The following is a 22,688-nucleotide window of genomic DNA, read 5'->3' as shown; positions in this document are numbered from 1 at the left end:
TTTTTTAAAGCCTTAAAAAATTTTCATTTGTTTTAAGAAATTATTTCTTCTAAACTTTTTAAAAAACACTATAAAATGAAAAAACATAAGCACGATTTACTTTCATGCTTATGTTTTTTTTAAGATTAAACCATCCCATGTCTCAAGCCATTAATCTCCCACCTCACTACTATTGATGCAACGCACGCTGCTCCCGCTAGCTCGGCTGTCGTAGTCGTACGGACCGCTGTGGTCACTGCTGACGTACATGGTGTGAGCGTAGTTACTGTCGCTAGCAGAGCTACTCCAGTAGTACCCGCGAGAACCCTCGTAGTTCAGCAAATCAGTGTAATTGCTATGGTGGCCAGCAGCTGCAAGGTTTGGCAACTTATTTTGACTCCACATTCGATTATTATTAACATCAGAACGGCTACCCGTTACAGCCTGATGAAAGTCCTTCCACTCCTGATCAGTCGGAACACGGTAACCTGACGGGCAAGGGTTATTAACTCCGCCTGCTTGCCACAACTGTAATTCTGAACCTGTTGCTTTTTCACCATTCTCTACCCAGTTACCGTCTTGAGACATAATAAACTTCCCTGCTGAATCGCCTGTGTCTCTCCAATCTGTGGCTTTTTTATCGGTAACTTGTGAACCCCTAAACTCATGCCCATCACTCGCTCGCTGCCATTGGTATAATGAACCGTAGGTTTTAGCATCTTCATGGGCATCTGTGCCTGTTTTACTAACGGTAGGTTCAAAATGAGGACTATGGATGTTGGCGTATTCTGCTCCAAGGTTGAGGTTGAGCCATATGTAACTAGTACCAGTTACACCAGTTACACCAGTTGCAGTTGTAGCGCAATACACAAAATCATGCTTGCCATTATCTTTCCTAAATAATTTATCATATACTAATCTATCTTCAGGGCATTTTCTTATCTTTTCTATGACCTCATTTGGATTTTTTACCGCACCCTTAATGTAATCAATTATCTCTTTATTTTTTATATCCCACTCTATGTCTTTAATCGACATTTTTCTTACCTTTTTGTCTTTTTCATCCCAAGTCAGAATCCAATCAACTCCGTATAATCTATCAACATCTTGTATGCGCAAGTCACCTTTTTGGTCGTCTTTTGCGCTGATGTCTAGCATGGCTTTTGGCTCTTCTGTGTTAATGCCTACTTGGGCAGTGGCTAAAGCTCCTGTCAATACAACAAAAGAAAGTAATAATTTCTTCATTTATTTTAATTTTTTTGGTTAATATTTGATTGATTTATTCTTTTTCTTCATTAAATTTTTGTTGTTTTTTTGCTTCTTCTTTTAGAAAGAGCCCCAACCCGTGAGGCTCTTCTTTTTGAAGAAATTACTACCTTCACACAGGTGAAAATAGAAAAACCGCACAAGATTTTCTTGCACGGCTTTGCGGTTCGCTCCCGAGGGGAAGCAAAAAATTATTATAAGTTACTGATAATGAGTTGTTTAGCTTATTACTTGTGTGTGTGTGTGTGTGTGTTTGCACTTTTTTTTGAAACTCACAAATTTCATTTGTTAAAATTTCGTTATTTTTTTGTTAAAAATTTCTGTTGAGATTTTCTCACTTTTCTCAACCTGCCCACAAATGTATTTTACGTTTTTGAATTATGCAAATTTGTTTTTTTTGAGGCAGAGGATTTTTTTTAAAGGCTTTAGAAATTTTTTCATTTATTCTCCGTGAAATTCTTTCCAGTTTTCAATGATTAAATCTTTATATTTCTCAGTAGCAGTTTCTATTTTTTTCAATTCTTGAGCTTTAAAAGCTCTATTTTCTATCAGCTTTTCTGTTAAAACTGATCTAAATTTTTCAAAAATCCACTGACTAATGAAATAACTTTGGGCATGGCTACATTGGCAGCGTTTAAAACCTCTTCGTGAGAAACTGGAACTTTCAAGTCTGGCCCGCCTACATCGGTAATCACAGAAATTGCCGCTACTCGCATGCCTTGGTGTTTGGCTACAATGACTTCTGGCACGGTACTCATTCCCACGGCGTCGGCGCCCAATCGCTGCACCATTCCATATTCGGCTGGGGTTTCAAATGTCGGCCCTTGCAAACCTAAATAAACGCCTTCAAAAACAGGGATATTCCTTTCTGCTGCTACTAATTTTAAGCCTTGCAGGAATTTTAAATCATAGGGTTCACTCATATCAGGAAAACGAGGCCCGAATTCGTCTAAATTCTTTCCTCTCAATGGGTTTTCAGGGAAAAAGTTAATATGGTCTCGTATCAACATCACATCTCCAGGGGCAAAGGCTTTATTAACTCCCCCCGAGGCATTGCTGACAATAAGTTTATCTATTCCTAATTTTTTAAAAACACGTATCGGGAATGTAATTTGCTTCATATCATAGCCCTCATAGTAATGAAATCTGCCCGACATCATCAAGATTTTTTTCCCTTGAAAATAGCCGAAGATTAATTCACCTGAATGCCCTGCAACTGTGGATTTTAAAAAATGTGGTATATCTTGGTATGAAATTTTTAAATCAATATCTACTTCGTTTTTCAGTCCGCCCAGCCCTGAGCCTAGGATGATGGCAATATCGGGTTGATGAGAAATTTGAGATTGAATGTATTGAGCTGCTTCTTCAATATTTTTGTACATAATCTTTGACTAATTTTTGAAACTGAATTGGGTTATCTATTTCGATTTGAATGGGAAGATAATACAATTTTTGGACAATTCGATGCTCTGAGCGTAATCGCATGTAATCTTTTTCTGTCGTCAAGATAAGGCTTGGCTCAGGTAAATTTGCATAAGCTTCGTCTATTTGCTTAATATCTTCTGGCGAAAAGTTATAATGATCTGGGTAATGCATGGGCTGTACGCTGGCGCAATGATTTTTTGCAAAGCTTAGAAAATCTTTATCATTAGCAATTCCTGTAACTAAAATGACGTTATAATCTTTTAAATCTGCCACAGATAGATTTTGGTGCAAAGAGATGACCTCATCATTATAAATAATCGAAGAAAAGAATATATGTTGATGATTTTTCAGCCTTAAATCTTTTCTAAATTTAATTTTGTCTTCCATGCTCAAGTCAGGCTGGCATTTGGTCACAATCACGGCACTCGCCCTTGAAGCGCCAGCAATGGGCTCTCTCAAATTCCCCATGGGTAGTGGCCAGTCTTTGTGGTAGGGGTCATCAAAAGTGGTGAGTAAAAGATTGAAATCAGTTTTTAACCTGCGGTGTTGGTAAGCATCATCTAAAACGACGACATCTAGCCTGAAGAGGCGGAAAATCTCTTTCAACGCCGATATACGGTCTTCGCCCACGGCCACCACTACTCTATTTTTGAATCGGTTAAAAACCTGCATCGGTTCATCGCCTATCGTTCTCGCATTAGATTCGTAATTAGCTATTTGGAATCCTTTGGTCTTCCTGCCATATCCTCGGCTAAGCATACCGACTTTAAATTCTTGTCTGAGAAAATTAAGTAAATAAAGCGTATGTGGGGACTTCCCTGTTCCGCCCGTATTTAAATTACCAACGACAATCACAGCTTTGTTAAATTTCTTGGAAGGAAACATTCCAATAGAATAAAATATGTTTCTTAATCCGCTCCCTACCCAATACATCGCTGCCAGTGGTGCCAATAATTTTCTCCAAATCATTTTGCAAATATAGCGAGGCGGGGTAGTTTTATAAACCTTTAGCAGATAATTTTTAGATTTTTTTTAAAGGCTTAAAAAAAATTTAGATAATTTAGCACATTTTTTTGCTTTTTTTATTTAAAAATTCTCTATTATTGGTATTGAGTTTGAGAACCTATTTCTCTTAAACATTATTAATTATGAGTTCCGAACTTTCTCAAAATATAATCAAAAATTACGAGGAGGAATACGAAAAAGTGCCTGAAAAGAATAAATTATTTGATTGGCTAAATGATTTAATTCAAATTCTTTTTCCTTATCAAAAAACATCTGAACAGGAAATTAATTCTAGAATACAGTCGAGCAAAAAATTATTTCAGCATTTGGTTTTGAATGTGGGTATTACTGAAGAAAATGCTAAACAATATACGGCTGTGATGTATGAAAACTTGATACAAGTTCATCAAGATTTGTTGCAAGACGCCAAAGAGTTCCTCAAAAAAGATCCCGCCGCACAGTGTTTGGGCGAAGTGTTACATACCTACCCTGGGTTTTATGCAATTGCAATTTATCGTTTAGCACATTTAATTCATCAAAAATTACAATTAACGTATTGGCCGAGAATGCTCACAGAATATACTCACAGCAAAACTGGCATTGATATTCACCCAGCCGCAGAAATTGGCGTTCCGTTTTTGATTGACCACGGAACAGGTGTAGTAATTGGCGAGACTTGTAAAATCGGAAAATATGTAAACATTTACCAAGGTGTGACTCTAGGTGCTATGCAGGTAGAAAAGAGTATGCAAAATATAAAAAGACACCCCACGATAGAAGATCACGTAGTAATTTATGCGAATGCGACGATTTTGGGCGGGAGTACCATCATCGGGAATCACTCCATCATTGGTGGGAATGTGTTTTTGACAAAAAGTGTTGACCCCTATTCCATCGTTTACACAAAGTCTGATGTGAAAGTAAAAAATATAAAAACAGAAAATAACCCTATAAATTTTATGATATGATATTTGAAAACATTTTGGGAACGATTGGCAAGACGCCCATCGTAAAAATCAATCGATTGTTTGGTGATGAGGCGAAAGTTTACATCAAATTAGAGAAAGCAAACCCAGGCGGAAGCATCAAAGACAGAATTGCTCTGCAAATGATAGAAGATGCTGAAAAAGAAGGAAAGATTTCTCCCGAAAAAACGACCATTATTGAACCAACCAGTGGAAATACTGGCGTGGGACTCTCTATGGTAGGTGCGGTTAAAGGCTACAAAGTGATTTTGATAATGCCAGAATCAATGTCTATAGAAAGGCGGAAACTAATGTCAGCTTACGGTGCTGAATTTATTTTGACTCCAAAAGAAGGCGGTATGAAAGCTGCTATAGAGAAAGCTACCGAAATGGCAAATCAAAATGAAAATATGTGGATGCCCTCTCAGTTTGAGAATCCATCAAATATCAAAGCACATTATGAAAATACTGCAAAAGAAATTTTAGAAGACTTCCCCGGGGGTATCGATTATTTGATTACTGGCGTAGGTACTGGCGGGCACATTACTGGCGTAGCTAAATTGCTGAAAGAAAGATTCCCACAGCTAAAAGTTTATGCAGTAGAGCCAACAGATTCGCCCGTCATCAGTGGCAAAGCACCAGGAGGACACGCCATACAAGGAATTGGAGCTGGATTTATTCCTAAAAATTTAGACACCGATTTATTAGACGGAAGCATTCAAGTAACGAAAGAAGAAGCCTTTGATTTCTTCCGAAAATCTGCCAAAGAAGAAGGCATCTTGGGGGGAATTTCATCAGCAGCGACTTTAGCAGCAATTGCCCAGAAATTACCTGAAATTAAAGGTAAAACGGTTTTAGGTTTTAATTATGATACAGGCGAAAGATATTTAAGTATCGAAGGTTTGTTTTAAATAGTAAATGAAGGTTTGTGAATACTAAAAAATCAGGTGAAAGCCTGATTTTTTTTTAATAATTCAGCCTCAGAAACATTTTAATCAAATTTTCTTTAAATCATCTTTAAATTTGCTTTAAATTATATTCAAAGTAAAAAAATAAAGTGTTGTAATTCTTAATTTCCCTCTTGGTTTTCATTGAAAAACAGGCGAAATTCATTGATTTAATAAAATATAATTGAATAGAATATCACAACTTACAAGCATTCACTTCATTGGATATCATAGCTCTTTAGCTTTATTTATTTTCAAGGATTGGCTATTTAATTATAAATCTCCTTCAATAATGTGTCATGGTTAAAAGAAATTTTTCTAAGCCTTAAAAAAATCTAAACAGAAACCTTCCCTTTGATATGCGGATGTGGATTGTAATCATTAAGTTTGAAATCTTCAAATTGAAAATCAAAAATAGATTTCACCTCAGGGTTTAATTCCATCTGTGGCAAAGGTTTAGGCTCTCTCCCAAGCTGCTTCTGCATTTGTGGCAAGTGATTAAGATAAATATGTGCATCGCCAAAAGTGTGAATAAATTCTCCAGCTTCTAAACCAGTTACTTGAGCCATCATTTTCAACAACAAAGCATAAGATGCTATATTAAAAGGCACTCCTAAGAAAACATCGGCACTACGCTGGTAAAGTTGTAGTGATAATTTCCCGTTAGCAACATAAAACTGAAAAAGTGCGTGGCACGGCATCAGTGCCATTTGCTCTAGTTCTCCCACATTCCAAGCGGAGACAATAATTCTACGTGAGTCGGGCTTGTTTTTGATGGTTTCTACCGCTTCTTGAATTTGGTCTATGCTATTGCCGTTGGGTGCTGCCCAGCTACGCCATTGGTGCCCGTATACTGGGCCTAAATCTCCTTTTTCATCGGCCCATTCATCCCAGATTTTCACAGCATTTTCGTTTAAATATTGAATATTGGTATCTCCTTTCAAAAACCAAAGAAGTTCATAAATAATTGATTTTAAATGCAATTTTTTAGTCGTAAGTAGTGGGAAGCCTTCACTTAAGTCAAATCTCATTTGGTGTCCAAAAACACTTTTGGTGCCAGTGCCAGTACGGTCGGTTTTAGTTATACCTTCGTTTAAAATTTGATTGACCAAATTGAGATAAGCTTTCATATAATTAAAATTTTGATAAGCATAATAAAAGTGTTTTTTTTAAGCCTTAAAAAATTCAGCGTTTTTTTAGCTAAAAATCAATGAGAAAAAAAGTCAAAGCAATCATTAAAAAAATCTAAAAATACCCCCTAAGTAGTAATAAACAAAACTAAGAAATTCTCCGTTGATGAGAAAGTTGATTAAAAAAAAGGAATACATGATGAATCTGCCACAGCTTAGTCAAAAAAAATCCTTGCTAAATATGCTCTAGCAAGGATTTTTGAATAACTAATTAGGTTCTGCCTTACTATTTTCTTACACAAAGAGTTTTGGTCTTCATTTTTGAACCATATAGCCCACCAAAGATTGCAGCAATGGCTCCAATGATAAGTGCTATTGCAGCCCAAATTGCCAAGCTACCTGCTGTGTCAGTTACCTGCTCTGCAGTTTCTGCTGTGTTTGCTTTAATTTTTTCCCACTCTTGCTTAGCAGCAGCTTTTAGCTCTTCAAACTTAGCTTCGTATTGGTCTACAGCATTTCTTGCCTCTTCTTCGCTCATATCTGTTCTGTTTTTCACGATATTCACAAGGGCATCTTTATCTGCAACATCTATTACATCACGTCCTTCATTTTTCAATCTATCAAAAAATGAATCAATTTCAGTGTCTGCTTGTTCTGGATTTTTAGCTGCATTCTCTGCTTTGTTTTCAGCATCATTAGCAAGATTTTCTACTTTGTTTTCAAGATTCTCTGACTGAAGTTCTTTTTTTTCAGTATCTCTAAGGAGAGCTTGTAGTTCATTTTTGGCTTTGTTAAAGTCAAGGTCAAAGCTTTTCCCATCGGTAGAAAAATCAGTTCCTGCAATAGCGTTAGTAGCTATTCCTGTCGCACTTTTGGTGATGCCACCTACAAGATTCCCAAGACCAGAGAAAATAGAGCCTATCGTACTTGTGATCAGCCATACACTTACAAGTGCATAAAGTGCCCAAGTGATAAAACCATGAATTATAGCTGTGTCTTTTGCTAGTGAAGGACTAAGCCTCCCTGCTACAAAACCACCCAAAAATAGAGCGATAATGTTTGTGATAATCCACCAAATGGAAGAGCCTATTCCTAACCCGCTAGCTGGGTTATTTTCGCTGGCTGGGTCAAAGCTAAAAAGGCCGATAGAAACTCCGATAAGATTTAAAACCAAAAGGATTGCCAATACAGTCACAGTACCAGCAAATACAGATGACCAAGAGAATGTTTTCTTTGATGATGCATTTACTGTGGTGTGCACTTCGGTGCTTTCCATAGGTTCATTTTGTAAAAAAGATTTGTTATTCATAAATATAATTTTTCGCAAAAATAACGTTAAATTTATTAGGAAAAAAATTTTTTTATAAATTCATTGGATAGTCTATTGCTAAAGATAAACAAATCCTTGGTAATCAACAAAAATAAATAGTTAAAAAAGTTATATAACAATGCTGCAAGAAATCGCATCTTAGAGTTGTGAATTTTACAATTACCCTACCCGTTGTGCATTTTTAATAATTTGAAACTTTATAGTGGTATCTCAATTGTGTTCAACAGAAATATTAATAACTATTAATAACCCAAGAATAAATCTCGCTTTATAATGTACGGTATTACTTCATTTAAATTTTAAGCCAAATAAATAACGTATCTCCATATCTTTGCTCCCCAATACGCTCACAATGCCCAACAGGAAAATAATTCATATTGATATGGATGCGTTTTATGCGTCGGTGGAGCAGTTGGATAATCCTGCATTGAAAAGGAAACCGATTGCTGTGGGCGGAAGCAGTGAGCGTGGCGTGGTGGCAGCGGCGAGTTATGAGGCTCGTAAATTTGGGGTAAAAAGTGCTATGAGTAGTGTTTTGGCAGCCAAAATGTGTCCTGATTTAATTTTTATAAAACCAAGATTTGACCGTTACCGAGCTGTTTCTCAGCAGATTCGTGAAATCTTCTTGGAATACACTGATATGGTAGAACCGCTTTCACTGGATGAGGCTTATCTAGACGTTACGCAAAACAAAAAAAATATGCCTTCGGCAACACTTTTGGCAAAAGAAATTCGGGCAAAGATTTTAGAAAAAACAGGTTTAACGGCATCGGCTGGCATTTCTATCAATAAATTTTTGGCAAAAATTGCCAGCGATTTTAATAAACCAAATGGACAAAAGACTGTGACCGAAGCAGATATTGATGATTTCCTTTTGCCTTTGAAGATTCAAAAATTCCACGGAATTGGTAAAGTTACGACTGAGAAAATGAGAAGTTTAGGGATCTTCACAGGAGCAGATTTACGAAATCAATCTTTAGAATTTTTGAATTTAAATTTTGGTAATCGTGGCAAATATTATTACAACATCGCTCGTGGCATTCATTTGAGCGAGGTAAACCCCAATCGCTTGGCGAAATCTGTGGGTGCAGAAAATACGTTTGAATCTGATTTATCCGAAGAAAATGATTTGCAAAATGCCTTGCTGCCGATTGTGGAAAAAGTGGCTCAGCGATTGCAGAAAAAAAACGTGAAAGGCAAAACGATTACCCTGAAAATCAAGTTTGAAGACTTTAATATTATCACCAGAAGCATCACACAACAGCATTTTACTGACGATGTGGAAGAAATCTTTTCTACCGCATCTGAATTATTAAGAAATGAACCCTTAGAAAAATCCATTCGATTGTTGGGTGTTTCGGTTTCACAATTGAATATTCATGCTAAAAAAGAGATTCAACTGAAAATTCCTTTTCATGATTTTTTTTAAGGCTTAAAAAATTTTAAATTTTATTACCTTTAACTTTTACAAGTTATAAAAAATTACAAATTCGATGAAAAATTTTTTAGTCTTTGGGTGTTTCATTTTTAGTTTAAATTTTCTACAGGCACAGAATGATTATAAAGTAATCGCCTATTATTCAGCCGATAGCGCACAACTCCATAAATATGATTTCAAAGGAATGACTCACCTCATCTATGGCTTTGGAGATGTGGTAGATGGCGTATTTGGGCCTAATTCAGATAAAGATTTACGCGTTTTAGAAGCCATGAAAATCATCAAAAAAGAAAACCCTGGACTAAAAACAGCAATAGCACTTGGTGGCTGGATTGGCTGTGAGTTTTGTTCTCAAACTTTTAATGATGAGAAATTAACCAAAGCATTCGTACAATCAGTCAAGAATTTTTTAAATTACTATGACTTAGACGGCATCGACTTAGACTGGGAATACCCAGCTATTGAAGGTTTCCCTGGGCATCTGTACACGCCCGCAGATAAAGATAATTTCACACGATTGGTTCGTTTGCTAGACGAGAAATTAGAAGATAAATTTATTTCATTTGCAGCAGGAGGATTCCAAAAATATCTAGACCATTCTATTGATTGGCAAGGGATTGAACCTTATGTTGATTTTGTGAATTTAATGTCTTACGATTTAGTCAACGGGTATTCGACCAAGACGGGACACCACACTCCGCTTTTTTCTTCTTATGATGGCGAGCAATCTGCTGACAATGCCATCCAATTTTTTAAAAAAATTAATTTCCCTCTGAGAAAAGTCATCATTGGTGCTGCCTTGTATTCTAGAGCTTTTGAGAACGTTCCCAACAAAAATTTTGGCATTTACCAGCCTGGGAAATTCAAAGCCTATGTACCCTATGCCGAAGCTCGGGAATTATTCTCAACAGAAAAGGGCTTTCAACACTATTGGGATGAGAAAAATGCCGCTGGATTTTCTTATAATTCTGAAAATCAAATTTTTGTAACTGGTGATACCGAAAAATCAATCAAACGAAAGGTGCAATACGTCAAAGACCAAAATTTGGGCGGAATCATGTATTGGGAATTGGGTACCGACTCCCCTAAAGATGGACTTTATCAACTTATTGATTTAAAATAGAATTTAAACGCTATTCAAACTTTATTTAAAAAATTTTTAAAGGCTTAAAAATATTCATGACAGAAGTTAAAATTCACCCAAAATGGCAATCTTTTCTACAAACTGAGTTTGACAAAATTTATTTTAAAAAACTCATTCAATTTGTTAAGAATGAATATGCTGAGCATCAAGTTTACCCCCCGGGGAGCAAGATTTTTGCAGCCTTTGATGCTGTAGCTCCACAAGACATCAGAGTCGTGATTCTAGGGCAAGACCCCTACCATGGCAAAGGCCAAGCAAATGGCTTATCTTTTTCGGTCAATCCTGGTGTTCGGCAACCGCCGAGTTTGCAAAATATCTTCAAAGAAATTCAAGACGACATTGGCACATTACCACCTGAGGATGGCGACTTAACACGCTGGGCAACACAAGGTGTTTTCTTACTAAATGCGACTTTAACGGTACGCGAAAAATCACCGGGTTCTCACCAAAATCAAGGCTGGGAACAATTTACTGATGCTGTAATAAAGAAAATTGCTCAAACACAAAATCACATTGTTTTTATGCTTTGGGGGAATTTCGCACAAAGCAAAGCTGACTTAATTGATGAAAATAGACATTATATTCTAAAGTCTGCTCACCCCAGTCCGTTCTCAGCACATCGAGGCTTTTTTGGCGCTCACCATTTCTCTAAAGCCAATTATTATTTGGTTCAAAAAGGATTAAAACCCATCGAATGGTAAACAAGCCAAAACTGTTGCTCATCACCTATTACTGGCCCCCAGCTGGTGGCGCTGGCGTACAACGTTGGCTCAAAATGAGTCGATATTTAGCGAAACACTTTGAGATAAGCGTCTTTTCCCCAGAAAATGCAGACTACCCAATTACTGATGAAAGTCTAAATCAGGAAATTCCTGAAAACACCCTAAATCTTCAGAATAAAATTTGGGAGCCCTACGCTTGGGCAGAAAAACTGAGCCCAAAGAGTCAAAATTTCAAAAAAGGAAATCTAAAATCAAAGGAAAAAAAATCACTCACAGCTAATTTTTTGCTATGGATTCGAGCCAATTACTTCATTCCAGATGCGCGAATGTTTTGGATTCCAAGTTCAGTAAAATTTTTAAAAAAATATTTAGAAAAAAACACGTTTGATGCCGTAATTTCCACAGGGCCACCGCATTCCACACACTTGATTGCCTTGGCTTTAAAGAAAACTTATCCTAATTTAGTCTGGCTCGCTGACTTTAGAGACCCTTGGACGCAGATTGACTATTTTGAGCAATTACCTTTCACTTCAAAATCTATCAAAAAACATCAGAAATTAGAAAATGAAGTCTTAAAAAAAGCCGACATCGTAACGAGCGTTTCACCAAGCTGGGCTAAAGGTTTAGAAAATTTAGGTGCAGAAAAAGTAGAAGTGGTTTACAATGGCTTTGATGAAGAAGATTTTTCTATAAAATTTCCTAAGCCTTTAAAAAATTCTTTACCAGAAATCACTTACGTGGGTTCGCTCAACAACGATAGAAACCCGAATTTCCTGTGGGAAAGTTTAGATGATTTTTTAGCCAAAAATCCCGCCCAAGTCTTTAAACTTAAATTCATTGGTAATATTGCTGAGGAAACCAAACAAAAGATTTTAAGCCTTAAAAAATTAAAGGAAAAAACTGTTTTCTTAGACTACATGCCTCATGAGCAAGTGATTGAGCATCTACACCGAGCTACTATTTTATTGCTTCTGATGAACGATACGCCCAACATTCAAGGCATTGTGCCTGGGAAGTTTTTTGAGTATTTAGCGGCAGAGCGGCCGATTTTAGCGATTGGGAAGCAACAAACCGATTTAGATTTAATTTTGAAGCAAACACAATCGGGAGAAATGATTAATTTTGGTGATGCAATGGGAGTGAAATGTTTTTTAGAAAAATACTTAAATTCAACGATTCCTTTTAAACCTTTTAAAAATAATTTTACACGAGCTTCTGCAGCTCAGAGAATTCAATATCTAATTGAAAAAAGTTTATGAAAAATTTTATTTTTTTATGTATTTTAACTTTAGCACTTCAGTCATGTTATATTTACCGCCCGTATGAACCTCTGCCGAGTGAGCAAATGCCGAGTTTTCGCCAACAACTGAAGCCAAATCAAAAATATGAAATTTCTACGGCCAACGAAAACTTCAAAATTCAAATGCTGGAATGGCAAAAGGATTCTTTGCTCGTCCTCAGGAATAAACGAGATACGGTAAAACTGGCTGAAAATCAAATCACAGCTGTCAAGCATTCTGTATTTTCCCGAAGCCGCTCAGATGCTTTGACTTTTGCTACTTATGGGGCTATTGGTGTTTTGATTTATTTCCTTATAAAATAAAAAAAAAGATGTTAAAAAAAGATTTTTATAAATACCAAGCTCAAACTACGCCTTTTTCTTCAGGCTTTGAAGTTGATTATGCTAAAGGCTCTTACATTTATGGCAAAAATGGCAAAAAGTATTTAGATTTCGTTGCTGGCGTTTCAGCTAACACTCTAGGGCACAGCCACCCTGCGGTGATAGAAAAAATAACAGAACAACTTCAAAAGCACATGCACGTAATGGTATACGGCGAGTATGCACAAGAAATGCCCGTAAAAGTTTGTAAAAAACTGGCTGAAATTTTGCCCGCTCCGTTGGAAGTAACTTACTTGGTCAACAGCGGAGCTGAAGCGATTGATGGCGCCCTAAAACTAGCAAAACGTGTAACAGGAAGATCTAAAATCGTTTCGGCAAAAAACAGCTATCACGGCAATACGCACGGCGCGCTGAGTGTGTCTGGAAATGAATCGTTTAAGCAAGCTTTCCGCCCACTTTTACCCGATGTTCATTTCATTGAATTCAATAATTTTGAAGGCTTAGAAAAAATTGATAAACACACAGCCGCAGTGATTTTAGAGAGCATACAAGGAGCTGCGGGCTTCATTTCTTCTCAAAATCAATGGCTAAAAAAGGTGAGAGAGAAATGCGATGAAACTGGTACTTTATTGATTTTAGACGAAATTCAACCTGGCTTTGGCCGAACGGGAAAATGGTTTGCCTTTATGCACGAAGAAATTGTTCCCGATATCCTGTGCATGGGCAAAGGCATGGCGAGTGGCTTACCCATTGGTGCCTTCACAGCGAGTACTGCGCATATGAAAACTTTAGAAAAAAATCCTAAATTGGGGCACATTACTACATTCGGAGGAAACCCAGTGATTGCAGCGGCAGCATTGGCGACCTTAGAACAGGTAGAAGAATTGAATTTAATGAGCGAAATCTCTGAAAAAGAGAGTTTATTTCGAGAATTATTGATCCATCCTAAAATTAAATCCTTCCGTGGCAGAGGCTTGATGATTGGTTTGGAATTAGAAAGCGAAGTGCTCGTGCAGAAAGTAGCTGCAAAAGCGATGGAAAAGGGTTTAATTCTCTTTTGGTTGCTCTATGAAACACATATTTTGCGTATCACTCCACCGCTCACCATCAGTTTAGAAGAAATCAGAGAAGGTTGTGAGATTTTGCTAAATTGCTTGGAAGAAGTCTAAGCAAAATTTTTTATGGAACAGGGTTTGCACATAAATTAGCAAAATTTAGAAATTATGGTAAGTAAAATTGAAACAATGAATAGTGTCTTGAACAAAATGGAGGACATTAAAAACACACAACAAAGTTTGATTGAAAAACTAGGCCAAGTGCAAGTTGATTTATTTGAAATTCAGTCAGAAGAGTTGGATAAAGAATTGGAAAAAGTTCACCAAAGCTCAGCTGATTCCTTAGATATTATTACTAACGCTATCGAAAATTTTGAAATCAAAAGAAATAAAATTGAACAAGGCGTTTAGTCATTTCCCTTATTATTCATAATTTATTAACTACGGATTTTCTCCGTAGTTTTTTTTAAGGCTTAAAAAAATTTGATAAATGAATTTATAATTATGCTTTATTGGCACAAAATTTTCAGTTGAATTCGTATGGAAAAGATGAAATATTTAAAATTTAAAAACGGTGATAAAATTCCAATCCTTGGGCTAGGAACTTGGAGGACAGAAAAGGGGAAGATTGCAGAAGCCATTCAGTCAGCGTTGGATTTAGGTTATCGTCATTTTGATTGCGCTCATATTTACAAAAACGAAAAAGAAATTGGTGAGCATTTTTCTAAAGCCTTTAAAAATAATTTGAAAAGAGAAGATTTATGGATTACCTCAAAGCTTTGGAATAATGCGCATCGCTATGAGGATGCCAAACCTGCATTGGAAAAGACGCTAAAAAATCTACAAACAGATTATTTGGATTTGTACCTCATCCACTGGCCAATTGCTTACAAAGATGAAAAGGGCGAGGCGTTTTATAGTTTAGATGAAGTGAGTCTAGGTGAAACTTGGGCAGCGATGATAGAGTTAAAGAAGCAAGGAATGGTGAAGCACATCGGTGTTTCTAATTTCAGCTCAGGTAAAATTGAAGAAATTTTTAACGAGACGGGTGAAATGCCAGAAGTGAACCAAGTGGAGCTACATCCTTACCTTTCCCAAGCTGATCTGAAAGAACATGCAGACAGCAGAGGCTACTTCTTAACAGGCTATAAACCTGTAGGCAACGGCGGAAAGCAAACTGATGCAATGAGAAACCAGCATTTACCTGGGCTTTTTCTGCATCCTGTGATTCAAGAAATCGCCCAAACTAACCAAATGCAACCAGCTCAAGTGCTGTTGACTTGGCAAATTCAGCGAGGAATTATTGTGATTCCTAAATCAGATAATGCTAAAAATCAAAAAGAAAATTTAGACTCTTTGAATTTTGAACTGAGTGATGCTCAAATGAAAGAAATCAACCAGCTTAATACTAATTTCAGATTTGTGGACGGCACTGAACTTATCAACGGCGATGCTCCCTACACGACGGGCGATATTTGGGCTTAATGCTGGGTTGCTCATATTTGCTTCACTTTTAAACTTTTAAGATAAATGCACAGCCCTTTTGCCTCCCCTCTCTCAGAAAGAGGGGAGTACTTTTCTCCTTTTTTCTAACTCATTCAAAATTTAAAAATAATCTTAACGCTTGAATCTACCGAATTTATGCTAAACTTATTGATTTCCCATTAAAGTTTACATTTAAAGGTATTATTTTTGCAGGAGCAAAACCCATGAATATAGGAATTGTTTGCTACCCCACTTATGGGGGAAGCGGTATTGTAGCGACTGAACTAGGAATGGAAATGTCTAAAAAGGGACACAACGTCCATTTTATCAGCTATAGTTTACCCGCCAGACTGGACGTTACGATTCCAAATATTTTTTTCCACCAAGTCCATATTGAAGAGTATGAACTTTTCCACTACCAGCCCTACTCTTTGGCACTCAGCACGTTGATGGTAGAAATTGCTGAAAATAATGGCTTAGACTTAATTCACGTTCACTACGCGATTCCGCATGCATATGCCGCTTACATCGCTAAACAAATTTTGAAAGAAAAAAATATCGAACTTCCCATTATTACTACGCTCCACGGCACCGACATTACACTTGTGGGTAAGCACCCGTCTTATCAATCAGCTGTAGAGTTTAGCATTAATAGAAGTGATGTAGTCACGACTGTTTCTCAGAGTCTAAAACAAGACACTTACGAGGTCTTTAACATTCAGAAAGACATTCAAGTAATTCCTAATTTCATAGATAATTCTCTCTACAAATTTGATTGTAAAGATTTGAGAGAAAATTTGGCTCAGAAACAAGAAAAAATCGTTATTCACGTCAGTAATTTAAGAAAGGTAAAGCGTGTGACCGATGTCATCAAAATTTTTAATGAAATTCAAAAAAAAGTCGAATGTAAATTAATCATCGTAGGCGAAGGACCTGAACTCGAAGCAATGAATAATTTAATCAATGAATTCCATTTGCAAGATAAAGTTAGAATTTTGGGTAAAGTAAAAGATTTAAATAAAATTCTATGTATTTCTGACTTGTTTCTACTACCAAGTAGCAAAGAAAGTTTTGGCTTAGCCGCCTTGGAAGCCATGGCTGCTGGCGTACCCGTTGTAAGCTCTAATGCAGGTGGAATACCTGAAGTAAACATTGAAAACTCCACTGGTTTTCTGCGAGATATTGGCGATGTAGAAGCCATGTCGCAAGCCTCCATCAAGCTTTTATCTGACGATGAAAAACTTGAGCAGTTTAAGAAAAATGCCAGACAAAATGCTTTGAAATTTGACTTAAATCAAATTTTGCCACAGTATGAGAAATTATATCAAAGTGTAATTAAAAAAAATGCTTAAAAAAAATCAGATTATTTTCTACCCCAAAGTCTGAATAAAAAATCGTGAATATTTTATAATTTTGCACTCTGCATGAATTTATCACCTCATTTCTCAGCAAATCTGAACGTTCAACTTTTGGCGGCCAGCCTAGAAGCCATGGGGGTAGAACATATTGTTTTCTCGCCAGGGAGTAGAAACGGCGCACTGATGATGCATTTTAATGCCTTGAACAGCTTTAAAACCTATGTATTGGTAGATGAGCGTAGTGCTGCTTACACTGCCTTGGGCATGGCTCAGAAATTGAAAAAACCAGTCGTGATTTGTTGCACATCAGGTTCTGCAGCCGCTAATTATTACCCCGCAGTGACCGAGGCTTTTTATCAAAATATTCCTTTAATTGTTTTGACTACCGACCGACCAAGGAAATTTATAGACCAGTTTAATGGGCAAACGATTCGGCAAGAAAATTTATTTGAAAAGCACACATATCATAATGAAAATCTACTGGAAGGTGATGACGATGAGACTTTGACAGGAAATTTTTTAAGCCTTAAAAAATCAGTCACCAAATGCATTGAAAAAAGCGGCCCTGTGCACATCAATTTCCCTTTGGCCGAGCCTTTGTATGAAAAAGTTTCTGATTTAAAAATTCATTTTGAAAAACTAACTTTACCTCGCACCGAAAAGCCTAAAATCCGTTTTAAAGATTTTGAAAAAATAGTCACTGAAAGTCAAAAAATCATGTTCCTAGTCGGGATGCACGATTTTGATGCCGAATTCAATAGCCTTGTGGAGGAAATCTCTGCTCTGCCGAATGTGATTTTTTTGACGGAAAACACCTCTAATTTGCATACCAAAGCAATCATCAGCCAGATTGATAATGCGCTTTTTACCATGCCAAGGGAAAGGAAAAAAGATTTTGCTCCGGATTTATTGATTACTTTAGGGCAAAATATCATTTCTAAAAAAATTAAAAATTTCTTACGAGAAAATCCACCCAAAACGCACTGGCATGTTGACCCGTATTGGCATCCAGATACGTTTTATGTTTTGAGCAAAAAAATTCAAGCAAAATCTGTGGAATTTTTACAAGGCTTTAAAAATTTAAAGCTTGAGGAAAAGTCCAATTACCGTTCTATTTGGCTGAATTTGAAAGAAGAAAAAAATAACAGGCAAGCTGCTTTTTTAGAAAACACATCGTTTTCTGATTTGAAGGTTTTTGAAAAAATCATTCAAAATTTACCACAAAACATTCAGCTCCATTATTCTAATTCGTCAGTGATTCGGTATGCGCAACTCTTTGAGCATGAAGCTTCCATCCAAGTTTTTTGTAATCGTGGCACTAGCGGTATAGACGGCTCTACTTCTACCGCAATAGGGCATGCGATGCTAAGTAAGCGCCAGACGACGCTAGTGACAGGGGATTTGAGTTTTTTCTATGATAGTAATGCATTGTGGAACAAGTACATACCAAGTAATTTTAGAATTATTCTCATCAACAATGGAGGTGGTGATATTTTCAAAATCATCCCAGGACCGAGTGAAACGGGAGTCTTGAATGAATTTTTCTTCACACCTCATCAGTTGAATCCTCTTCATTTAGCAAATCTTTATCATTTTAAATACCTGGAAGCGAATAATTTAGATGAATTACAACAGCAGCTGAATAGCTTATGGCAGGGGAATAAACCAAAAATCTTAGCTGTAAATACTTATAATCAAGACAATAGCGGGATTTTGAAGGAATTTATGAAGGCTTAAAAAAATTGTTTACGAATTGTTTATAAACAAAACTTGAGATTTGATGTAGAAATCAAATAAGTTTTTACTTTTATCAGTATGGGAGAAGAGGAATTTTGGGAAGATGAATTAATTCTTCGGTTTGAGGAAATGATAGAATCAAATGAAAACTATTATTTTGATACCAATGAGATGGAAGACATCATTGGCTATTATCTTGACATCGGTAATTTACCTTTTGCAGAGAAGGCATTGAATTATGCTAATTCATTGCATCCTAATCTTTATGTTTTCAAAATCAAAGAATTAGAACTTTTGATTGAACTTCATTTGCTGAAAGAAAGTGCTGAATTAATTGAAGAATTGAAGCAGTACCCAGACCAGAATTTGGATTTTGTGATTGCACAGGCGAAGTTTTGGTCACTAAAAAATCAGCATAAAATGTCGATTCGCTTTTACAAAATGGCACTAGATGCTGGCGAAGAAGAGGATTACATTTACCACTGCCTAGGCAATGAATACTTAGCGATAGGTGAAATTGGCCAAGCCTTGTTTTATTTCAAAGCGGCATTAGAAATCAGTATGGATGATGAGATTGCTTTTTATTCTTGCATCGAGTGTTTTAATGAAATTCATTTGCACAAAGAATGCATTGAATTCTTGAAGCAAATCATTGATTATGACCCTTACCATGATGTTGCTTGGTTTGAACTGGGGATGCAGTACATGAAAATAAAGAATTATAAAGAGGCTCTAAATGCCTTGGAATTTTCTCTTGCAATCAACCCCAAAAGCATTACTGGGCTGATGCAAATGGGGACTTGCTATGAAAAGCTAAACAATCCTGAAAAAGCGATAGAAACCTACATTGAAGCCTTAGAATTTGATGATTCTGCCGCTTACACACATCTGAGGATTGCCCGTATGTACGAGAAAATGGAAGATTTTTTTAAGGCTTTAAAATTTTATTTACAATCCATTCATGAGGATCCTCAGCTGGACTTGGCATGGATTGGCGCTGCTGCAATTTATGAAAAATTAGGAAATTTAGAAGAAGCACGTCATTACACTTCTCGAGCATTGGAGCTAGATTCTCCGAATTTAAATTACCGTAAAAAGTTAGCTTCTCTCAACGTTCAGCTAGGTTTTTTAGAGGAAGCATTAGAAGAGTATGAAATTATTTTGGCAATGGAATCTGGAAAATTCCTGAATTCCTACGTTTTTACCGAGCTTTTGATTCTATTGGGGCATTATGAAAAAGCTATTCTTGAGCTAGAAAATTCCATCCAGAAATTTAATCGTGCAGAGAGCTATTACCAATTGAGCAACTGCTATTTTCTGCTACGAGACCAAAAGCGAGGTAAAGAAAATTTAAAATTAGCTAAAGAGAAAAATTCTCGCTTATTTGATGAAATGATTCAAAAATATCCTATTCTAAAGAATTCAGATTTATTGCAGTAACATAAAAATTTATTGAAATTTGGTGTTTAGGATTAATCTTTTTCATAAAAAATCATAAAATGAATTTCATTTATTTTTTTGGCTAATGAATCTTGTTGCACATCAATTATTATCCTTCAATCAGCCTAAATGGCAAGTTGGCAACCATTTGGGTGAAGTTGTAAAGGGGAGAAATTTTGAAGACTATTCACCAGAGATCGTTACCGGAATTCTGTTGCATCGCTTTATTGATAATTTCACTGATACAGATGAAACCGTAAAACGTAGCACAGCACGGCTGCACCAAAAATACCGAAAGTACTCGCCCATTATCATTGATATTTTTTATGATTATTTATTGATTAAAAATTGGGAAAAGTATTCTGATGAAAATTTTTTAAGCTTTAAAAAAAATGTTTACCAAAGACTCTTAGAACACAAAGATATTTACCCATCTAGATTGCTCAAAACCACCCAAGCTATGGTAAAATATGATTGGTTTGAGAAATATGGAACTCTAGAGGGTTTAGAAATCACGCTTCAACATCTGAGCAAACGAACCAAATTTACCAACAATATGCACATGGCAGTGAAGGATTTGTATGTGCAAGAAGAAGCTTTTAATCAAGAGTTTAACGAGTTTTTCCCTAAAATTTTAAAGGCTTCAAAAAATTTTTTAGCCTTGGAATAATTAAAAATAAAGGCTCAATAGTTTTTCAGAGAAAAATAAACTTTGTATATTTGCGCTTCTAAGGCAAGTCCTACACAACCAGCTCCTGCTGAATCCCCCAGGGCGGGAACGTAGCAAGGGTAGGTGGTCGCAGCGGTGTGATGTAGGTAGCTTGCCTTTTTTCTTTTTAGGCTATTTAAATTTTATTTATTTAAAAATCTTCTAAAAACTTTAGCATAAGCTATTAAGCTTAAGTTCTATAAAAAATATTTCATCCTAATTCAAATAAGTTCTAATACTTTTTCAGGTACTGCTTTTGTGATTCAGCTTAAATAAACCTATTTTTGCATTTGATTTTCACTCATGGCTCATGGAAAATAAACAAACGAAATACATTTTTGTAACTGGTGGAGTTACTTCTTCTTTAGGGAAAGGAATTGTAGCAGCTTCGCTTGGCTTGCTTTTAAAATCAAGAGGTTACAAAGTCACTATACAAAAGCTAGACCCTTATATCAACGTCGACCCAGGAACTTTAAATCCTTATGAACACGGGGAATGTTATGTTACCGAAGATGGTGCTGAAACCGATTTGGATTTGGGACATTATGAGCGTTTCCTCAATCAAGCAACTTCTCAGGCTAATAACGTTACCACAGGTAAGATTTATCAATCTGTAATAGAAAAAGAACGCCGAGGAGATTATTTAGGTAAAACGGTACAGATTATTCCACACATTACCAATGAAATCAAACGGCGCATCAAAATGTTGAGCCGAAAAGGTGATTATGATATTATCATCACAGAAATTGGTGGAACGGTGGGCGACATAGAGTCGTTACCTTATATAGAAGCTATTCGCCAATTGCGATGGGATATTGGTGAAGAAAATTGCTTGTTTATCCATCTAACCTTGGTTCCTTACTTGGCTGCCAGTGGAGAGTTAAAGACAAAGCCAACTCAGCATAGTGTACGCTACCTGATGGAAAGCGGGATACAAGCCGATGTCTTGGTTTGCCGTACCGAGCATGAGTTGCCCAAATCTTTGCTTTCTAAATTAGCTCAATTTTGTAATGTGAAGCAAGGCAGTGTAATTCAATGTTTGGATGCTAAAACCATTTATGATGTCCCGTTGATGCTACAAGAGCAGAATTTTGATAAAATTGTATTGGAAGGACTCCACATGGAAATCAAAGAAGAAGCGGATTTAACTAATTGGAAAAACTTCCTCCATAAGCATAAGAATCCTGAAAATAATGTGAAAATTGCTTTGGTAGGAAAGTATGTTTCGTTACAAGATTCCTACAAGTCTATTACAGAAGCCTTTACCCATGCAGGTTCAGCGCTAGATACTCGCGTGGAAGTAGAGTGGATTTACTCAGGAGATTTGGATGAAGAAAATATTCAAAATAAATTAAAAAATGTAGACGGAATCCTGATTGCTCCTGGTTTTGGAGACCGTGGACTAAACGGTAAAATTTTGGCTTGCCGCTACGCTCGAGAAAATGGTATTCCACTCTTTGGAATTTGCCTAGGAATGCAAATGATGGTTCTAGAATTTGCCCGAAACATTTTAGGATTAGAAGAAGCGGAAAGTGCAGAAACTAATCCTACCACACCACATCCAGTCATCAGCTTGATGGATGAACAAAAAAATGTGACTAATAAAGGCGGAACTATGCGCCTAGGAAACTGGGATTGTAGACTAAAAGAAGGGTCTAAAATTGCAGAAATCTACGGGACTAAAGAAATTAAAGAAAGGCACCGCCACCGCTATGAGTTCAATAATGAGTATTACGATGATTTTGACCGCGCTGCCTTCCGATTGACGGGAACAAATCCTGATACAGGTTTGGTAGAAACGGTGGAATACGATAATCACCCGTTTTACATCGGGGTACAATTTCACCCAGAGTACAAAAGTACTGTGGCTCAGCCACACCCTTTATTCATAGAATTTATCAAAGCAGCCTTAGAATACAAAAAAAATTGATT

The 22,688-nt window shown here is 36.5% G+C and carries 20 protein-coding genes and 1 other RNA gene; 16 read left to right on the top strand and 5 right to left on the bottom strand.

Features of this window, described 5'->3' with window-relative positions:
• Positions 1-150 precede the first annotated feature (150 nt).
• From D5J18_RS06510 to lpxK, 3 genes are all read right to left on the bottom strand, one after another.
• A complete protein-coding gene (locus D5J18_RS06510; RefSeq protein ID WP_119058203.1) occupies positions 151-1,224 on the bottom strand; it encodes an FISUMP domain-containing protein in 1,074 nt (357 codons plus the stop codon).
• 581 nt (positions 1,225-1,805) lie between these two features.
• Positions 1,806-2,627 (bottom strand): purine-nucleoside phosphorylase, encoded by an 822-nt coding sequence (locus D5J18_RS06500; RefSeq protein WP_119058201.1) that lies wholly within the window; start codon positions 2,625-2,627, stop codon positions 1,806-1,808.
• On the bottom strand, positions 2,611-3,639 hold the full coding sequence (gene lpxK, locus D5J18_RS06495; protein ID WP_119058200.1) for a tetraacyldisaccharide 4'-kinase: 1,029 nt from the start codon (positions 3,637-3,639) through the stop codon (positions 2,611-2,613). The genes D5J18_RS06500 and lpxK overlap by 17 nt, the downstream gene beginning before the upstream one ends.
• A 179-nt stretch (positions 3,640-3,818) precedes the next feature.
• Between lpxK and D5J18_RS06490 the strand changes: the two genes are divergently transcribed.
• Positions 3,819-4,643 carry a serine O-acetyltransferase gene (locus tag D5J18_RS06490; protein WP_119058199.1) on the top strand — a complete coding sequence of 275 codons (825 nt, stop codon included), beginning with the start codon at positions 3,819-3,821 and terminating at the stop codon, positions 4,641-4,643.
• Positions 4,640-5,551, top strand: coding sequence for a cysteine synthase A (gene cysK, locus D5J18_RS06485; protein WP_119058198.1), 912 nt, complete (start codon positions 4,640-4,642; stop codon positions 5,549-5,551). Before D5J18_RS06490 ends, cysK begins: the two co-directional genes overlap by 4 nt.
• 371 nt (positions 5,552-5,922) lie before the next feature.
• On the opposite strand, the gene D5J18_RS06480 is transcribed toward cysK, so the two are convergent.
• Both D5J18_RS06480 and D5J18_RS06475 read right to left on the bottom strand, forming a co-directional pair.
• On the bottom strand, positions 5,923-6,717 hold the full coding sequence (locus D5J18_RS06480) for a thymidylate synthase (RefSeq protein ID WP_119058197.1): 795 nt from the start codon (positions 6,715-6,717) through the stop codon (positions 5,923-5,925).
• Between the two features lie 286 nt (positions 6,718-7,003).
• A complete protein-coding gene (locus D5J18_RS06475) occupies positions 7,004-8,026 on the bottom strand; it encodes a TIGR04086 family membrane protein (RefSeq protein ID WP_119058196.1) in 1,023 nt (340 codons plus the stop codon).
• 373 nt (positions 8,027-8,399) lie between these two features.
• Between D5J18_RS06475 and dinB the strand changes: the two genes are divergently transcribed.
• The 14 genes from dinB (at position 8,400) to pyrG (ending at position 22,686) form a co-directional block, all read left to right on the top strand.
• Positions 8,400-9,476 (top strand): DNA polymerase IV, encoded by a 1,077-nt coding sequence (gene dinB / locus D5J18_RS06470; RefSeq protein WP_119058195.1) that lies wholly within the window; start codon positions 8,400-8,402, stop codon positions 9,474-9,476.
• Positions 9,477-9,540: 64 nt separating this feature from the next.
• Positions 9,541-10,608 (top strand): glycoside hydrolase family 18 protein, encoded by a 1,068-nt coding sequence (locus D5J18_RS06465; protein WP_119058194.1) that lies wholly within the window; start codon positions 9,541-9,543, stop codon positions 10,606-10,608.
• A gap of 56 nt (positions 10,609-10,664) precedes the next feature.
• Entirely contained in the window at positions 10,665-11,330 is a 666-nt protein-coding gene (gene ung, locus D5J18_RS06460) for a uracil-DNA glycosylase (RefSeq protein ID WP_119058193.1), read from the top strand.
• Positions 11,324-12,610, top strand: a complete 1,287-nt coding sequence (locus D5J18_RS06455; RefSeq protein WP_119058192.1) for a glycosyltransferase family 4 protein — start codon at positions 11,324-11,326, stop codon at positions 12,608-12,610. Before ung ends, D5J18_RS06455 begins: the two co-directional genes overlap by 7 nt.
• Positions 12,607-12,954: a hypothetical protein gene (locus D5J18_RS06450; RefSeq protein WP_119058191.1), complete on the top strand. Its 348-nt coding sequence runs from the start codon at positions 12,607-12,609 to the stop codon at positions 12,952-12,954. The genes D5J18_RS06455 and D5J18_RS06450 overlap by 4 nt, the downstream gene beginning before the upstream one ends.
• 8 nt (positions 12,955-12,962) lie before the next feature.
• On the top strand, positions 12,963-14,141 hold the full coding sequence (locus D5J18_RS06445) for an aspartate aminotransferase family protein (RefSeq protein ID WP_119058190.1): 1,179 nt from the start codon (positions 12,963-12,965) through the stop codon (positions 14,139-14,141).
• 54 nt (positions 14,142-14,195) lie between these two features.
• On the top strand, positions 14,196-14,438 hold the full coding sequence (locus D5J18_RS06440) for a hypothetical protein (RefSeq protein WP_119058189.1): 243 nt from the start codon (positions 14,196-14,198) through the stop codon (positions 14,436-14,438).
• Between the two features lie 138 nt (positions 14,439-14,576).
• On the top strand, positions 14,577-15,512 hold the full coding sequence (locus D5J18_RS06435; RefSeq protein WP_119058241.1) for an aldo/keto reductase: 936 nt from the start codon (positions 14,577-14,579) through the stop codon (positions 15,510-15,512).
• A gap of 224 nt (positions 15,513-15,736) precedes the next feature.
• On the top strand, positions 15,737-16,864 hold the full coding sequence (gene bshA / locus D5J18_RS06430) for an N-acetyl-alpha-D-glucosaminyl L-malate synthase BshA (RefSeq protein ID WP_119058188.1): 1,128 nt from the start codon (positions 15,737-15,739) through the stop codon (positions 16,862-16,864).
• Between the two features lie 72 nt (positions 16,865-16,936).
• Positions 16,937-18,607 carry a 2-succinyl-5-enolpyruvyl-6-hydroxy-3-cyclohexene-1-carboxylic-acid synthase gene (menD, locus tag D5J18_RS06425; protein WP_119058187.1) on the top strand — a complete coding sequence of 557 codons (1,671 nt, stop codon included), beginning with the start codon at positions 16,937-16,939 and terminating at the stop codon, positions 18,605-18,607.
• Between the two features lie 78 nt (positions 18,608-18,685).
• Entirely contained in the window at positions 18,686-20,047 is a 1,362-nt protein-coding gene (locus D5J18_RS06420) for a tetratricopeptide repeat protein (protein WP_119058186.1), read from the top strand.
• Positions 20,048-20,132: 85 nt separating this feature from the next.
• A complete protein-coding gene (locus tag D5J18_RS06415; RefSeq protein ID WP_119058185.1) occupies positions 20,133-20,717 on the top strand; it encodes an acyl carrier protein phosphodiesterase in 585 nt (194 codons plus the stop codon).
• A 61-nt stretch (positions 20,718-20,778) separates the two neighbouring features.
• Positions 20,779-20,877, top strand: an RNA gene (gene ffs, locus D5J18_RS06410) — signal recognition particle sRNA small type.
• 189 nt (positions 20,878-21,066) lie between these two features.
• Positions 21,067-22,686, top strand: a complete 1,620-nt coding sequence (pyrG, locus tag D5J18_RS06405; protein WP_119058184.1) for a CTP synthase — start codon at positions 21,067-21,069, stop codon at positions 22,684-22,686.
• Positions 22,687-22,688: the final 2 nt, after the last annotated feature.

Source organism: Candidatus Ornithobacterium hominis (assembly GCF_900538215.1).
Classification (GTDB): Bacteria; Bacteroidota; Bacteroidia; order Flavobacteriales; family Weeksellaceae; genus Ornithobacterium; species Ornithobacterium hominis.
The sequence above is the reverse complement of the archived record's forward strand: the minus strand, read 5'-3'. Positions and strand labels throughout refer to the sequence as shown.

Coding starts and splice junctions, on each gene's coding strand:
- D5J18_RS06475 (WP_119058196.1), bottom strand. CDS start 8,026: ATGAATAACAAATCTTTTTTACAAAATGAACCTATGGAAAGCACCGAA.
- cysK (WP_119058198.1), top strand. CDS start 4,640: ATGATATTTGAAAACATTTTGGGAACGATTGGCAAGACGCCCATCGTA.
- bshA (WP_119058188.1), top strand. CDS start 15,737: ATGAATATAGGAATTGTTTGCTACCCCACTTATGGGGGAAGCGGTATT.
- D5J18_RS06435 (WP_119058241.1), top strand. CDS start 14,577: ATGAAATATTTAAAATTTAAAAACGGTGATAAAATTCCAATCCTTGGG.
- menD (WP_119058187.1), top strand. CDS start 16,937: ATGAATTTATCACCTCATTTCTCAGCAAATCTGAACGTTCAACTTTTG.
- D5J18_RS06500 (WP_119058201.1), bottom strand. CDS start 2,627: ATGTACAAAAATATTGAAGAAGCAGCTCAATACATTCAATCTCAAATT.
- lpxK (WP_119058200.1), bottom strand. CDS start 3,639: ATGATTTGGAGAAAATTATTGGCACCACTGGCAGCGATGTATTGGGTA.
- D5J18_RS06445 (WP_119058190.1), top strand. CDS start 12,963: ATGTTAAAAAAAGATTTTTATAAATACCAAGCTCAAACTACGCCTTTT.
- D5J18_RS06490 (WP_119058199.1), top strand. CDS start 3,819: ATGAGTTCCGAACTTTCTCAAAATATAATCAAAAATTACGAGGAGGAA.
- dinB (WP_119058195.1), top strand. CDS start 8,400: ATGCCCAACAGGAAAATAATTCATATTGATATGGATGCGTTTTATGCG.
- ung (WP_119058193.1), top strand. CDS start 10,665: ATGACAGAAGTTAAAATTCACCCAAAATGGCAATCTTTTCTACAAACT.
- D5J18_RS06420 (WP_119058186.1), top strand. CDS start 18,686: ATGGGAGAAGAGGAATTTTGGGAAGATGAATTAATTCTTCGGTTTGAG.
- D5J18_RS06510 (WP_119058203.1), bottom strand. CDS start 1,224: ATGAAGAAATTATTACTTTCTTTTGTTGTATTGACAGGAGCTTTAGCC.
- D5J18_RS06415 (WP_119058185.1), top strand. CDS start 20,133: ATGAATCTTGTTGCACATCAATTATTATCCTTCAATCAGCCTAAATGG.
- D5J18_RS06480 (WP_119058197.1), bottom strand. CDS start 6,717: ATGAAAGCTTATCTCAATTTGGTCAATCAAATTTTAAACGAAGGTATA.
- D5J18_RS06465 (WP_119058194.1), top strand. CDS start 9,541: ATGAAAAATTTTTTAGTCTTTGGGTGTTTCATTTTTAGTTTAAATTTT.
- D5J18_RS06450 (WP_119058191.1), top strand. CDS start 12,607: ATGAAAAATTTTATTTTTTTATGTATTTTAACTTTAGCACTTCAGTCA.
- D5J18_RS06440 (WP_119058189.1), top strand. CDS start 14,196: ATGGTAAGTAAAATTGAAACAATGAATAGTGTCTTGAACAAAATGGAG.
- pyrG (WP_119058184.1), top strand. CDS start 21,067: ATGGAAAATAAACAAACGAAATACATTTTTGTAACTGGTGGAGTTACT.
- D5J18_RS06455 (WP_119058192.1), top strand. CDS start 11,324: ATGGTAAACAAGCCAAAACTGTTGCTCATCACCTATTACTGGCCCCCA.